This window comes from Streptococcus constellatus (assembly GCF_902167705.1).
GTDB classification, from domain to species: Bacteria; Bacillota; Bacilli; order Lactobacillales; family Streptococcaceae; genus Streptococcus; species Streptococcus constellatus_A.
In genome coordinates, this window is the sequence record NZ_CABHMZ010000006.1 from 1 (window position 1) to 13242 (window position 13242).

Consider the following 13242-nt stretch of genomic DNA (forward strand, 5'->3'; position numbering starts at 1 on the left):
ATGGGAGTAGCTCATAGTTTTTCCTCGGGTTCTGTTTGTGTGGTTACTTACAGTTTACACCAATGAAACGCTATGAGTTTTTTTGTTGAACTATATTTTACAATTTATCATAAGAAAAAAAGAGAACTGTTATCCAGCAATTATGATATTGTAAAAATCCCCTTGGGCATGGCCTTAGATAATGTAATCCAACGACCGGAATATCGGCAACTAGTCATTGGAGGTCTGTATTTGCTGGATATTTCCGTGCCAAAGGAAGACCTACTCACGATAAAGGATCAGGTAGACAGCTTTTGTATCATGTATGCCGCAGCAAACAATCGTCTGGACAACATCAAGGCCTATAACTTGCTGAAAAGTAAGACCGTCTATTTTCTGGGAGAGATGCTACGAGCTGATATAAATCTAGGTCAGCAGTTTGGCTATCAGACCCTGAAGAGGGAAGTTAGTGGACACACCTACGAAGCTATTCCTTGTTTTTTGACTGAGGAAAGTGCTCAGAAGTTCAACAGCCAGCATTTGCCAGTCAGCCCGGTTAACTTAGAATATCTGAAATTCTTCTGGAACAAGCCTTTGATTATTGAACCCTACAGAAATTATTGGATCGAATTTTTATAACGAGGACGGAAAATCACAGCAAATGCGGGGTTTTCCTTTATTATTATATTGACAAGCAACTAGAAAAGTACTAGACTAAAGTTAGAAATACATCATAAAATGTCACAAAAATCTGCCAAACTTCTTCGTTTTAGAAAGGATGGTTACCATGGCTAAATTAGATGGAAAAGTTGCTTTGATTACTGGAGCTGCTGTCGGTCTGGGTCAGGGCATTGCCTCAGTCTATGCCAAATATGGCGCTAAGCTCTGCCTTTTCGACCTAGACCCCCAAGTAGAAGCAACTGCTCAAGAACTTCGTGACAGCTACCAAATAGATATTATCAACTATATCGGTGATGTCAGTCGTCGAGAAGATTTGGAAGCGGCTGTCTCTCAGACTATCCAAGCCTTTGGGCATCTTGATATTGCCTGCTGTAATGCTGGTATCTGCAAGCTGATGCCCTTTGAAGAAATGACAGATCAGATACGAGATCAACATATTAATGTCAATATCAAGGGCGTTTGGAACACTTGTCAGACAGCCATCAAGCCCATGTTAAAACAAGGAGCAGGTGCTATCGTCATCGCATCGTCTGTGACAGGCGATTTGGTTGCTGATGCTGGAGAAGCAGCTTACGCTATGACCAAGGCAGCTCTGGTCGGCTTAACCAAGGCCTTTGCAGTAGAATATGCCGATCGCAATATTCGGGTCAATTGCAGCCAGCTAGGCTATGCTCGAACACCGATGGTCGAAAAAATGGCCCTAGAATCCAACCCAGAACATCCAGAAATTCCTATTCAAGATATTGCGGCTGCTGTCCCAATGAAAAGATTGGCTAAACCGCAAGAAGTAGGGGAACTCTTTGCCTTTCTAGGTAGTGACGAATCCTCCTATCTTACAGGATCTCAAATTGTCATTGACGGCGGTAGTACCCTACCAGAAACTATGAGCATGGGCACAAACTAGCAGCATTTAGCTCAATTCAATAAAAAGTTTGCATAATTTAAGGTATGCAAACTTTTTTATTTTATAGATTATCCAATGCATTTTTTTGTTCATCATTAACAATATGGGTGTAGAGGTCTGTAACTTGAGTACTGGCATGCCCTAGCTGATGACTGACCAAAACTTGAGATTTAGTAGCATCATAAAGTCGAGTAGCCAGCGTATGACGGAGTTTGTGAGGTGTCACTCGAATTTTGAAATCTTCAGAATACTTGGCAACCATCTTTTCTACACTAGAAGCATCGATCCGATTGGGAACACCTCTATATTCTGTCAAAAAGAGGGCAGTGTCTGATTTTTCAGCTTTATAGCGTTTAGAGCGAACCTCCAGATACCTTTCCAAATAAGCTTTGGCAAAAGCTGCAACATTGACAGAATCTCTTTTCCCGCCCTTACGAGTAACTTCAATGACCATCATTTTGAGGTTCAGGTCTTTCAAATCAAGATTTACTGCCTCGGATAGACGAATACCAGATGCAAGAAGCAGTGCTATGATTGCCAAATCTCGCTCTTTATTTTTGTCAAAAGAGGAGAGAGCCCGATTTGATAAATTTTTAGGGTATTCTTCATCAATATAATTCAAAAACTGTTCAGTTTCCTCGCCTAAAAAGAGTTTTTGTTTGATGTTTTCAGCGCGCGCAGCTAAAGTCTCTCTCTTTTTCTTAGTAGACACTTTTTTCATGGCATTACGATAGAAATAAGGCTCCCCACTCTCATTTTCCACCTCTTCAGTTAAATATTTATAAAGGCTAGAGAGAGCAGAGAGCGTGCGGTTAATAGTAGTTTGCGATACTCCGTTCTGTGTAGTATTAGCATTAAGTAATGGACGTTCCCGTAAGTAAAGAATAAACGCTTCCATATCTTTTTTAGTCATATTTTCCAATACTGACAGAGGAATTTCTGCAATCTGCGACACATCAGCAATTCCAGAGTCTAAAATCCAATGAAAAAAGCGATCATATTCTTTGAGATATTCATATAAAGTTGTAAAACTGTATGGAACAGTCAATTTAGACTGATAGTATTCCAAAACGTACCAAGGCATGATGGCCTTTAGTTTTTCAATTCTTTCTAACAATATTTCGCGTTTCATTAAGATATTCTCCATCATTTTCTATAATAGAAGTATAGCACACTCCTATATTTTTTTCAAGAAAATTATAGTTTTTCGGAAAGATGTTGGAGGAAGTTCTATACAATATCTCTATTCAGTGATTGCAATTATACAAAAAACAAGCCGCTCCTTTAAATTAAGCGACTTGTTTTTTTTGCGTTTGTTTATTTCCGTTTTTTCTTAGCCTTTTTCATTTTATTTGCCATTCGTTTCATTGCTTGTTTGGTTGCAAATTCACCAATTTTTCCTTTAAGTCCGCCACCAAACATCTGGCTCATGTCAGGATTTCCAGCACCTCCTAGAGCGGACATGTCCATATTTTGAAGGGCTGACATATCCATACCGTTCATATTTGGCATATTTTTCGGTAAATTGTTAGGATTGAGACCCATCTGCTTCATCATCTTATTCATATCGCCAGACATGACACCTTGCATGACAGATTTGGCTTGGTTAAAATCCTTAATAAACTTATTCACTTCGACAAAGCTATTACCAGAACCTGCAGCAATCCGACGGCGACGACTTGGATTAAGAAGGTCGGGATTTTCCCGTTCGGCAGGTGTCATAGATGAAACAATGGCACGTTTGCGGGCGATTTCGTTTTCATCTACCTTAAAATTTTTCATAGCAGGATTGTTAGCCATACCAGGAATCATTTTTAGCAAGTCTTCCATCGGTCCCATGTTTTGCACTTGATCTAGCTGGTCAATGAAATCATTGAAATCAAAGGTGTTTTCTCGCATTTTTTCAGCCATCTCAAGCGATTTCTGCTCATCGTATTCCTGAGAGGCTTTTTCAATCAAGGTCAACATATCTCCCATGCCCAAAATACGGCTAGACATTCGGTCTGGGTGGAAGGTTTCAATATCGGTAATTTTTTCACCAGTACCAGTGAACTTGATTGGTTTACCAGTAATTTGACGGACAGATAAAGCTGCACCGCCACGTGTATCGCCATCAATCTTAGTCAGAATAACCCCAGTTACTTCCAGCTGAGCATTGAATTCGCGAGCTACATTGGCAGCTTCCTGACCAATCATAGCATCTACGACCAAGAGGATTTCATTTGGTTGAGCCAGTGCTTTGACATCTCGCAGCTCATTCATAAGTCTTTCGTCAATTTGCAAACGACCTGCCGTATCAATCAATACATAGTCGTTGTGATTAGCCTTAGCTTGCTCTAGACCTTGACGAACAATCTCTATTGCTGGTACTTCTGTGCCCAGTGAAAAGACTGGTACATCAATTTGCTGACCAAGAGTTTTAAGCTGGTCAATGGCTGCTGGACGGTAAATATCAGCAGCTATCATCAAAGGACGAGCGTTTTCTTCTTTCTTGAGTTTATTGGCTAACTTTCCAGCAAACGTAGTCTTACCAGCACCTTGAAGACCAACCATCATGATAATAGTCGGAATTTTTGGAGATTTGATAATTTCTGCCGTATCAGACCCCAGTACAGTAGTCAATTCCTCATCAACAATCTTGATGATTTGTTGAGCAGGATTTAACGTATCAATAACTTCATGTCCGACAGCACGCTCACGAACTTTCTTGATGAAATCTTTGACAACTGGTAAAGCTACATCGGCCTCCAAGAGCGCCAGACGAATTTCTTTAGTTGCTTCCTGGACATCACTCTCGGAAATTTTGCCCTTGCGACGCAGATTTTTAAAAACGTTCTGCAAACGTTCGGTTAAACTTTCAAATGCCATAAATTTTATTTCTCCTAGTTAATTTCTATGTTATTGGTTATTGATTTTTGCGTTTTTTGAGCTGACAATTCACTATTCCCGATTGTCAATACTGGATAAAAGTGCGATTTGCTCTTGTAAATAGGTATCATTAGCATATTTTTCCATTATTTGATCGAAAATCTGGCTTCTGACGATATAGTCTGAATACATGTGGAGCTTCTTTTCGTAGTCTTCGAGAATCTTTTCTGTCCGTTTGATATTGTCATAGACAGCCTGACGACTAACTTGAAATTCCTCAGCAATCTCAGCCAAACTGTAATCATCCGCATAGTAAAGCTCGATATAATTCATTTGTTTATCTGTTAAAAGCGCTGCATAAAACTCAAAAAGAGCATTCATTCGATTGGTTTTTTCAATTTCCATAAGAAATATTATATCAAAAAATACAGATAAACTCTACTAGTGAAGAGCTTTACTCACTAAAAAACACTCTTAAATCGCTAAGGGTGTTTACGTATATTAAATTATGTAAATCAAATCAGTTATTTTCTAAATAAAATTCAAACCGTTCCCCTACATACTGACTTTTAACATATTCAAAAGCGGTGCCATTGTCAAAATAAGAAATCTGTGTCAAACCAAGAATGGCATGTCCTCTAGGAATTTCTAAGTACTGCGCAATCTTTTCTTTGGCAAGATGAGCATAGATGGTCTGTTGAGATTTTCCGATTTTATAGCCATGTTCTTGTAAGGTTTGGAAAAAATGCTTCGTTATTTCTTCTTTATTAAAATTTTTGATGAATTTCTCTGGAATGGAAGCGACTTCGTAAACTACGGGAATATTGTCCGCATACCGCACCCGCTCCATACGAATGACATTTTCCGTCTTTTCGATTCCTAATTTTTCGACCTCTTCTTTACTCGGCAATGTTCGACGGTAAGAAATTAGCTGACTCGATGGTATCTTGCCTTGAGATTTAATGATTTCTGTAAAACTGGTTGTGCCACGCATCTTTTCCTGAACTCGCGTACTGGCTACAAACGTACCACTTCCCATACGACGTTCCAGCACTCCTTCTTCTACTAAAAGAGTGATTGCCTGACGGAGTGTCATGCGACTAACTTCAAATTGTTCAGCTAAATCGCGCTCGCTTGGCAAGCGCTGTCCGATTTTCCAAATTTCTTCGTCGATTTCTTTTTTTATTTGATCGTGAATTTTAATATAGGCTGGAAGCATAATAACCCCTTTCAAGACTGGTTTTCTCTCTTCATTGTATTATCAATTGAAATAAAAGTCAATTCCCATTCAATGTTATTGGAAAAAGTCTCTATTTTGTGTTAGAATAAACAAAGAAGTTTCATTTGAGAAAGGAAAGAAATGGCAACTACAACTGAATTGCAAGATATTGAAAGAATCATTGTATTGGATTATGGCAGCCAATATAATCAGCTCATCTCACGCCGTATTCGGGAGATTGGTGTTTTTTCTGAGCTAAAAAGCAATAAGATCACAGCCGCTGAAGTTCGCGAGATAAATCCGGTCGGAATTATCCTGTCTGGTGGACCAAATTCTGTCTATGAAGAAGGCTCATTTGATCTTGACCCTGAAATTTTAGAATTGGGTATTCCAATTCTAGGAATTTGTTATGGAATGCAGCTTTTGACTCACAAATTAGGTGGGAAAGTTGTACCTGCTGGAAATGCCGGAAACCGTGAGTATGGTCAATCAGAGCTTATTCATACTGATTCACAGCTTTTTGCAAGCACTCCTGAAAAACAAATCGTTCTTATGAGTCACGGAGATGCTGTTACAGAAATTCCTCAAGGATTTGTACGAACTGGAACTTCTGCTGATTGTCCATTTGCAGCTATTGAAAATCCAGCTAAGAAAATCTATGGTATCCAATTCCACCCTGAAGTACGTCATTCTGTTTATGGTTATGATATTCTGCGCAACTTTGCTTTAAACATTTGTGGCGCCAAGGGCGATTGGTCAATGGATAATTTTATTGATATGCAAATCAAGCAAATTCGAGAAACGGTTGGTGATAAACGCGTCCTTCTAGGTCTTTCGGGCGGTGTTGATTCATCAGTTGTTGGTGTTCTCCTTCAAAAAGCTATTGGAGACCAGCTTATCTGTATCTTTGTAGATCATGGATTGCTCCGCAAGGGCGAAGCAGATCAAGTCATGGATTCTCTTGGGGGGAAATTCGGTCTTAATATCGTCAAAGCAGATGCTGCCAAACGTTTCCTTGATAAATTAGCTGGTGTTTCTGATCCAGAACAAAAGCGTAAAATCATCGGCAATGAGTTTGTTTATGTCTTTGATGATGAAGCAAGTAAGCTAAAAGATGTAAAATTCCTCGCACAAGGAACACTTTACACCGATGTGATTGAATCTGGTACTGATACTGCCCAAACAATCAAATCGCACCACAACGTCGGTGGACTTCCCGAAGACATGCAGTTCAAACTGATTGAACCACTCAATACACTTTATAAAGACGAAGTTCGTGCACTTGGTACAGAACTTGGTATGCCGGATGAAATCGTTTGGCGTCAACCATTTCCAGGTCCAGGGCTTGCCATTCGCATTATGGGTGAAATTACAGAAGAAAAACTCACAACTGTTCGCGAATCCGATGCCATTCTTCGCGAAGAAATCGTGAAAGCTGGACTTGATCGTGATATCTGGCAATACTTCACTGTAAATACTGGTGTTCGTTCAGTAGGTGTTATGGGTGATGGTCGAACTTATGATTATACCATTGCTATCCGTGCTATCACTTCTATCGACGGGATGACAGCAGATTTTGCTAAAATCCCTTGGGAAGTATTACAAAAAATCTCTGTTCGTATCGTCAATGAAGTAGATCACGTTAACCGCATTGTCTACGACATTACCAGTAAACCACCAGCAACGGTTGAGTGGGAGTAAAAACAAAAAAGCTAAACTTCTTATTTCTTGAAGTTTGGCTTTTAAATTTGTCAGCTTATTTTCCCCACAAAAATTGAATCAGTATTTTATCTACTTCTGGATTTTCATGTAATTGGCTATGTTGTGCTAATTTACCTGTGATTTTCTTTTCTTGATAAGATTTTGCATTATCGACAACCAAGTATTTCAAGCTGCGAGATGAAGCGTTTAAAACAGAACCGTCTGATCCGTTTTTATAGTCACCGTAGATATTCAAAACGTCAATTTGATTTTGTGGAAAAACTTCACGTAATGGCAATAATCTTTGGAAAGTTTGTGTGAGTTGATTTGGTTGCCCTGTCGTTTTATCTACTTTTACATCAGATGGTAAGCCCATAGCTTCTAAACCGGCAGCAAAATTAGCAATATTCACTTGTTTTTGCAATTGTGGTAATTTCTCATCTTGTCCATGCTCTAAAAGATAATACAAAATAGCCATATTTCCTAAAGAATGCCCCACCATATTCATTTTGGTAAACCCATACTTTTCCTGTAGCTTGCTGACGACAGCTTTTGCATATCGTCCAACATCAATAGGATTGCGATTGTCTTCGTAATTCACTTCTACGATTGGATTGATAGCGCCTTTGGGAATGTCTCCCCTCAACGTAACCACACCATTTCTGTCAACATTTGCTCGAATAACTGTTTTCGTTACTCCTGCTTTTTTTGCTGCATTCGTCATGTGTCGCTCAGCATTGGCACTACTTCCATAACCATGAAAGAATAGGGTTGGAGTAGTTGATTGCACATACTTCTGTCTGTCTAATTTCCCTTCAGCATTGACACGGTAAAATAAAAAAGTAGAAATAGCAATCAAAATTGTTAAAATTCCTGTAATTAGGGCTATTTTCTTCATCATGTTTAGCATTTCTTTCTGTGAGATATATTTTTAAGTATAACATGTAACAATCTAAATGACAATTGATTTGTTTGAAATGACGTTTTGGATTTAAGGCGATTTGTTGAATAGTAAAAAAGGAAAGTCCCAAAAACTCCCCTTTAATAAATTATTAAATGTTATCATCAAACAACAAGTGAACTTTTAAAATCAATTCATTGTTTTCTCTTGTTCTGTAGTATCTACACGTTTAGCTACCCAAGCTGTCAAAATTGGTGTTAAAATCGCTGTTACAATAACGGATGCTGTTATTTGGGTGGTAGCTGTAGCTTCAACAGCTTTAAAGGAAGCATCTACAGCCGATAAAGCTGCTGGAGTGGCTATGGCACTAGCTGCTGTACTTGAAATAGCTGCACCAGCAATTCCTGATCCATCTGTGGCTTTATCTGCAAAAATAGCAAAGAAGCCTCCAACTAAGGTTGTAATGATTCCAAGTATGATACCTGGCAAACCACCTTGAATAATTTGCATAAAGCTCATATTGGCTCCTAAACAGAATCCAACAATAATAATAATTGCTGTCACACCATTTGATAGAACTTTTTTCATATATGGAAAAGCATTTCCTAATGCAATCCCTAAAACAAGTGGTAAAATAGTTCCTACTAAACTCCAAATAGAAATATTAGCAAGACCAGCACTACTGAGAGCTGCCATTGTCACCATCGGTCCAACACTTAAGGTAGTAATACCAACAGCCCCTGCATCAATTTCATTTCCGTAAACTTCTACAATTCCAGCATACATAGCGTTATTAGCGACAGACATAGCTCCAATAATCGCCAAAGCACTTAAACCTAAAAAATTGTCATTGAAGACTTTTGCTACCAACAGACCTAAAAGAACTGAAACGACAATCTTAGATGTGATAATAGCCGCTCCACGCCCAACAGCTTTTGGAGTGTTCTTTAACGAGATTGTTCCTCCTATAAAAAATAGAAAAGCTCCAACGAGCGGACCAGCTCCCTGAACTATAGCGGTTGTAAAACCTCCAATTTTCAACACTTGAGGGAAAAATGTATTTATCACACAGCCGATAAACATGGGAACAATAATTGTATCACCAGGAATCTTAATTTTCTTATTAAAAATTTTCATAATCATATCTCCTCTATATATTCAAGCCTTGTTTTTATTTAACAAGGCTTGAATGCCATACATCTTTTCGATAAAAAATTAGCCATCCAGCGTAATACCGCCATCACAATCACCGATTTCTCCAGACACGAAGCTGGCTAAGTCACTAGCAAAGAAAAGAATCATTTGAGCAATTTCAACAGGTTCTGCACGACGTCCAAGTGGAATCATGTTGATGACACGCTGACTCTTTTCAGGGTCTTCTGACAATACAGTAGTCATATCCGTTCGTGTAAAAGAAGGACAGACCGCATTACATGCAATACCATATTTGCCTCCTTCTTTCGCTACTGCTTTTGTAAGACCGTTCAAACCAGCTTTAGAAGATGCATAAGCAGCTGTTCCAAGCAAACCACCGCCTAATTTTGCAGCTACTGAGGAAACATTAACAATTCTTCCCCCTTTTTGTTCAATAAAATGTGGGAAAATAGTACTAATAGTTGAAAAACAACCAGAGAGGTTAATACGAATGGTGCGTTCCCATTCGTCGTAAGTTAGTTGTTCAAATGGTTTAGCACTGATAACACCAGCACAATTGACTAAAATATCAATTTTACCAGCTGTTGCGATTATTTTGTTCATTGCTTCTACAATAGATTCGTGATTTCCTAAATCCATATAAGTAAAGCTCGTGTGTTCTGCTCCAAATTCGGCAATCACTCGTTCAGCTGCTTCTTGATTGATGTCGGCAATAATGACATTACCACCACCTTCAACAATACCGCGAACAACTTCTTTGCCAATTCCGTTTGCACCACCGGTAACAATTGCTGTTTTACCTGAAAAATTCATATTCTCAAAACCTTCCGTTTTAATTATTATAGAATTCTACGTGATTATTATAGCACTCTCGTTTTAAAAATAAAAGTAGAAATATGAAATATTTTAAATATTTAGAAAAAACAATCTTTTTGCTGTTTTCTATGACTAATCTAAAAAGGTTAGAAAATAAAGCTCTCTAACCTTTTGATTTATTAAAACCAATTCATCACTTTCATGATATACATATTCATCTGAACTTGACGAGAATAATAGAAATTTCCGCCATTTATATAGAGTCTAGAGCCATGTAGGAGTGCAATGGGGTGGTAATAAGAATAGGTTTGCCCAGTCACGTTTCCTAAACTTGGTGCAACAACATTTTTAGAGTATTTTTTTGCCAAATCAAGGGTATTTTCACCACCGTGTTTTGCAATATAGTCAATGTAAGCTCGACCAAAGTTATAGGCTTGTACAGCAGTCCAAACATCTACTTTCTTTTCTTGAGCTACATTTAGATTAGTGGATAGGGTCTGAACACCTTGACGAATGCTTTCTTTATTATCTAAAATAGAGTTTTTCTGACCCGTCGCACTCTCGCTAGATTGCATGACATCAGAAACTTTTCCCTTTGTTTCAGTATAAATCATAGCAAGGACTAATTCCTCATTGGCTGCAGTATCTTGCTCGTCTAGCACTTCTCTCACTAAGCTACGGTAGGTCATCACTTGCTTGACATCATGATGAACTTGAACCAACTTGTAAGCAACGAGAATTAAAAGAATGAGAAGGATCAATTTTCTAAGAATTTTAAACATTATTTACTTTGGATATCTTCTATGTTTTTGATGAGAATGGAATAGGTTCCATTCTCGTTTTGTATGAATTCTACGGATTCCGCATCTTGATAGATGTTATTGGGGACAATAAGCTCAATTCCATTTGAAAGAGAGAGCTTTTGGTTTTCAAATTTTTTCTTCTGACGACTACTATCAATTTCATCAAATTTAACAGTTTCCGGAATTGCTTCCTTAACCTGATCAATAAAAGTCAAACGAGCTGTCAGATTGTTATCGAACAAGTCATCTGCTAATTTTTCTGGCGATAATTCATTATTTTCTTCTAAATTTTTAAAAATAGACGATTTAACCTTGGATTGAAATTGAAAATCATCCTGATGAAAGCTCTCTGCAACTTTTTGAGCTGTTTTTTCTAAGGCTTTGATAGATTTTTTAGGAGAAATTTTAGGATTGACTTGTAACAGATTAGCAGAAAAATAATTGAGAAAAGCACCATTGTATTTAATCCGTTTTTCAATCAAATGGTATTTACGTGATTGAAGATTGATAACCAAGGCCTCATCGGCACCTGTACCAAATCCCGGCAAATTGTTCTGGGTAATCTTGATAGGATTGTCTACTTCTCCACCTAAGTGAGTGAGTGTTTCTCGCAGAGCAATCCGCAAAAAAGCAAAATGCTCCACGCCTTCCTTGTCAAATTGAACAAAAATCAAATCGTTGGTTTTCTGATTTTCGCTCACCGAAAATTCCTCTTTCCAGAGATTGGCAATCGTTATAGAAGTTTCTAAAAAGTCTTTTGTAATATGTGATAAAAAGACATTATCTTCGGTAAAAATGCCCGTTTTGGCCTCATCTGAATAGACACGTTCAATCTTCTTGCGAAGATATTCTTCAATTTTAGGAGTAATATTGAGATATTTATCTGCTAAAAGAAGGTCGGTGTCTGACGGACTAAATTGATGAATAATGGCTTTTTTTACGTAAATGTCCATTTCAGTCCTCATATAGTGGAAAGGCATCAGTCAATTCTTTAACTTCTGCACGGACCTGCTCTAAAACAGCTTCGTTGTTTTCGTTCTCTAAAGTTTTGATGATTAATTCTGCTACTTTAATACTTTCAGCTACCCCAAAGCCACGGGCTGCAATAGCTGCAGTTCCGATACGAATGCCACTTGTTTTAAATGGAGATAAAGTTTCATAAGGGATAGAGTTTTTATTGAGAGTGATATGGACATCATCCAAAAGGTTTTGAGCGACTTTCCCATTTTCAACGACTTTGGTCACATCCACAAGGAAAAGATGATTCTCCGTACCGCCTGAAATGACACGAAAATTCCCATGTTGTTGGAATACTTGAACCATTGCCTTAGCGTTATCCAAAATCTGCTGAGCATAAACTTTAAAATCTGGATCCAATACTTCTTTGAAAGCAGCTGCTTTAGCCGCCACGACATGCTCCAGTGGTCCTCCTTGAATTCCTGGAAAGATTGCGGAATTGATCTTTTTCGCCAACTCTTCATCATTGGTCAAAATTAAGCCACCACGGGGTCCTCGAAGGGTTTTATGAGTAGTAGTTGTCGTAATATGTGCATACGGTACTGGACTTGGATGCAAACCAGCGGCAACTAAACCGGCAATATGAGCCATGTCTACCATGAGTTTTGCTCCAACAGTATCTGCAATTTCACGGAATTTAGCAAAATCAATAATATGTGAATAGGCAGAAGCACCTGCAACAATCAATTTAGGTTTGACTTCTTTAGCCTGCGCCAAAATAGCATCAAAATCTAAAAGTTCCGTTTCAGGATCAACGTTATAAGGCACAAAGTTGTAGGTTTTCCCAGAGAAGCTAACAGCTGCGCCATGTGTCAAATGTCCGCCTGCTGCAAGATCCATTCCCATTACTGTATCACCTGGCTCAATTAAGGCCATATAAGCTGCACAATTCGCCTGACTGCCTGAGTGGGGTTGAACATTGGCAAATTTTGCTCCAAAGATTTCTTTAGCACGTTCAATTGCTAATGTCTCAATCACATCCACAACGTCCGTACCACCATAATAGCGACGACCTGGATAACCTTCGGCATATTTATTGGTTAAAATAGAACCTTGTGCTGCCATAACAGCTTTTGAAACAACATTTTCTGAAGCAATCAATTCAATATTGTTTTGCTGACGTTTTTCTTCTGCAGCAATAGCTTCCCAAAGCTCAGCATCGTATTCTTTATAGTCTTTATGGTCAAAAATCATAAGA

13 protein-coding genes are annotated in these 13242 nt (G+C 38.4%); 3 read left to right on the forward strand and 10 right to left on the reverse strand.

Annotated features, from left to right (window positions below; genetic code table 11):
• Nucleotides 1-72: 72 nt before the first annotated feature.
• Both FQ204_RS10455 and ucpA read left to right on the forward strand, forming a co-directional pair.
• Nucleotides 73-618 carry a hypothetical protein gene (locus FQ204_RS10455; protein WP_186286791.1) on the forward strand — a complete coding sequence of 182 codons (546 nt, stop codon included), beginning with the start codon at nt 73-75 and terminating at the stop codon, nt 616-618.
• 148 nt (nt 619-766) lie between these two features.
• Nucleotides 767-1564, forward strand: coding sequence for an SDR family oxidoreductase UcpA (ucpA, locus tag FQ204_RS01640; protein ID WP_144207773.1), 798 nt, complete (start codon nt 767-769; stop codon nt 1562-1564).
• A 61-nt stretch (nt 1565-1625) separates the two neighbouring features.
• Here ucpA and xerS read toward each other — a convergent pair whose 3' ends face one another.
• The 4 genes from xerS to FQ204_RS01660 all read right to left on the reverse strand — a co-directional run bounded on the left by xerS (nt 1626) and on the right by FQ204_RS01660 (nt 5651).
• Entirely contained in the window at nt 1626-2696 is a 1071-nt protein-coding gene (xerS, locus tag FQ204_RS01645) for a tyrosine recombinase XerS (RefSeq protein WP_144207776.1), read from the reverse strand.
• 185 nt (nt 2697-2881) lie between these two features.
• Nucleotides 2882-4432 carry a signal recognition particle protein gene (ffh, locus tag FQ204_RS01650; protein WP_144207779.1) on the reverse strand — a complete coding sequence of 517 codons (1551 nt, stop codon included), beginning with the start codon at nt 4430-4432 and terminating at the stop codon, nt 2882-2884.
• A 72-nt stretch (nt 4433-4504) separates the two neighbouring features.
• Nucleotides 4505-4837: a putative DNA-binding protein gene (locus tag FQ204_RS01655; RefSeq protein WP_144207782.1), complete on the reverse strand. Its 333-nt coding sequence runs from the start codon at nt 4835-4837 to the stop codon at nt 4505-4507.
• 115 nt (nt 4838-4952) lie between these two features.
• The gene (locus FQ204_RS01660) at nt 4953-5651 is read right to left on the reverse strand and encodes a GntR family transcriptional regulator (RefSeq protein ID WP_144207785.1); all 699 of its coding nucleotides are present in this window, start codon (nt 5649-5651) and stop codon (nt 4953-4955) included.
• 141 nt (nt 5652-5792) lie between these two features.
• On the opposite strand from FQ204_RS01660, the gene guaA reads away from it, so the two are divergent.
• Nucleotides 5793-7352 (forward strand): glutamine-hydrolyzing GMP synthase, encoded by a 1560-nt coding sequence (gene guaA / locus FQ204_RS01665; RefSeq protein ID WP_144207788.1) that lies wholly within the window; start codon nt 5793-5795, stop codon nt 7350-7352.
• 55 nt (nt 7353-7407) lie between these two features.
• Here guaA and FQ204_RS01670 read toward each other — a convergent pair whose 3' ends face one another.
• The 6 genes from FQ204_RS01670 to glyA form a co-directional block, all read right to left on the reverse strand.
• On the reverse strand, nt 7408-8253 hold the full coding sequence (locus tag FQ204_RS01670; RefSeq protein WP_144207791.1) for an alpha/beta hydrolase: 846 nt from the start codon (nt 8251-8253) through the stop codon (nt 7408-7410).
• A gap of 189 nt (nt 8254-8442) precedes the next feature.
• Complete coding sequence (locus FQ204_RS01675) at nt 8443-9390, reverse strand: 2-keto-3-deoxygluconate permease (protein WP_144207794.1); 948 nt, start codon at nt 9388-9390, stop codon at nt 8443-8445.
• Between the two features lie 78 nt (nt 9391-9468).
• Nucleotides 9469-10221 carry an SDR family NAD(P)-dependent oxidoreductase gene (locus FQ204_RS01680; RefSeq protein ID WP_003042925.1) on the reverse strand — a complete coding sequence of 251 codons (753 nt, stop codon included), beginning with the start codon at nt 10219-10221 and terminating at the stop codon, nt 9469-9471.
• Between the two features lie 182 nt (nt 10222-10403).
• The gene (locus FQ204_RS01685; RefSeq protein ID WP_144207797.1) at nt 10404-11006 is read right to left on the reverse strand and encodes a lysozyme family protein; all 603 of its coding nucleotides are present in this window, start codon (nt 11004-11006) and stop codon (nt 10404-10406) included.
• Entirely contained in the window at nt 11006-11980 is a 975-nt protein-coding gene (locus FQ204_RS01690) for a nucleoid-associated protein (protein WP_144207800.1), read from the reverse strand. Before FQ204_RS01690 ends, FQ204_RS01685 begins: the two co-directional genes overlap by 1 nt.
• Before the next feature lies 1 nt (nt 11981).
• Nucleotides 11982-13238, reverse strand: coding sequence for a serine hydroxymethyltransferase (gene glyA, locus FQ204_RS01695; RefSeq protein WP_144207803.1), 1257 nt, complete (start codon nt 13236-13238; stop codon nt 11982-11984).
• Nucleotides 13239-13242: the final 4 nt, after the last annotated feature.

What these genes read in the sequence shown, in the direction of transcription:
- FQ204_RS01670 (WP_144207791.1), bottom strand. Translation starts at nt 8,253, where the DNA reads ATGATGAAGAAAATAGCCCTAATTACAGGAATTTTAACAATTTTGATT.
- FQ204_RS01680 (WP_003042925.1), bottom strand. Translation starts at nt 10,221, where the DNA reads ATGAATTTTTCAGGTAAAACAGCAATTGTTACCGGTGGTGCAAACGGA.
- guaA (WP_144207788.1), top strand. Translation starts at nt 5,793, where the DNA reads ATGGCAACTACAACTGAATTGCAAGATATTGAAAGAATCATTGTATTG.
- FQ204_RS01675 (WP_144207794.1), bottom strand. Translation starts at nt 9,390, where the DNA reads ATGAAAATTTTTAATAAGAAAATTAAGATTCCTGGTGATACAATTATT.
- FQ204_RS10455 (WP_186286791.1), top strand. Translation starts at nt 73, where the DNA reads ATGAGTTTTTTTGTTGAACTATATTTTACAATTTATCATAAGAAAAAA.
- FQ204_RS01655 (WP_144207782.1), bottom strand. Translation starts at nt 4,837, where the DNA reads ATGGAAATTGAAAAAACCAATCGAATGAATGCTCTTTTTGAGTTTTAT.
- glyA (WP_144207803.1), bottom strand. Translation starts at nt 13,238, where the DNA reads ATGATTTTTGACCATAAAGACTATAAAGAATACGATGCTGAGCTTTGG.
- FQ204_RS01690 (WP_144207800.1), bottom strand. Translation starts at nt 11,980, where the DNA reads ATGGACATTTACGTAAAAAAAGCCATTATTCATCAATTTAGTCCGTCA.
- ucpA (WP_144207773.1), top strand. Translation starts at nt 767, where the DNA reads ATGGCTAAATTAGATGGAAAAGTTGCTTTGATTACTGGAGCTGCTGTC.
- ffh (WP_144207779.1), bottom strand. Translation starts at nt 4,432, where the DNA reads ATGGCATTTGAAAGTTTAACCGAACGTTTGCAGAACGTTTTTAAAAAT.
- xerS (WP_144207776.1), bottom strand. Translation starts at nt 2,696, where the DNA reads ATGAAACGCGAAATATTGTTAGAAAGAATTGAAAAACTAAAGGCCATC.
- FQ204_RS01685 (WP_144207797.1), bottom strand. Translation starts at nt 11,006, where the DNA reads ATGTTTAAAATTCTTAGAAAATTGATCCTTCTCATTCTTTTAATTCTC.
- FQ204_RS01660 (WP_144207785.1), bottom strand. Translation starts at nt 5,651, where the DNA reads ATGCTTCCAGCCTATATTAAAATTCACGATCAAATAAAAAAAGAAATC.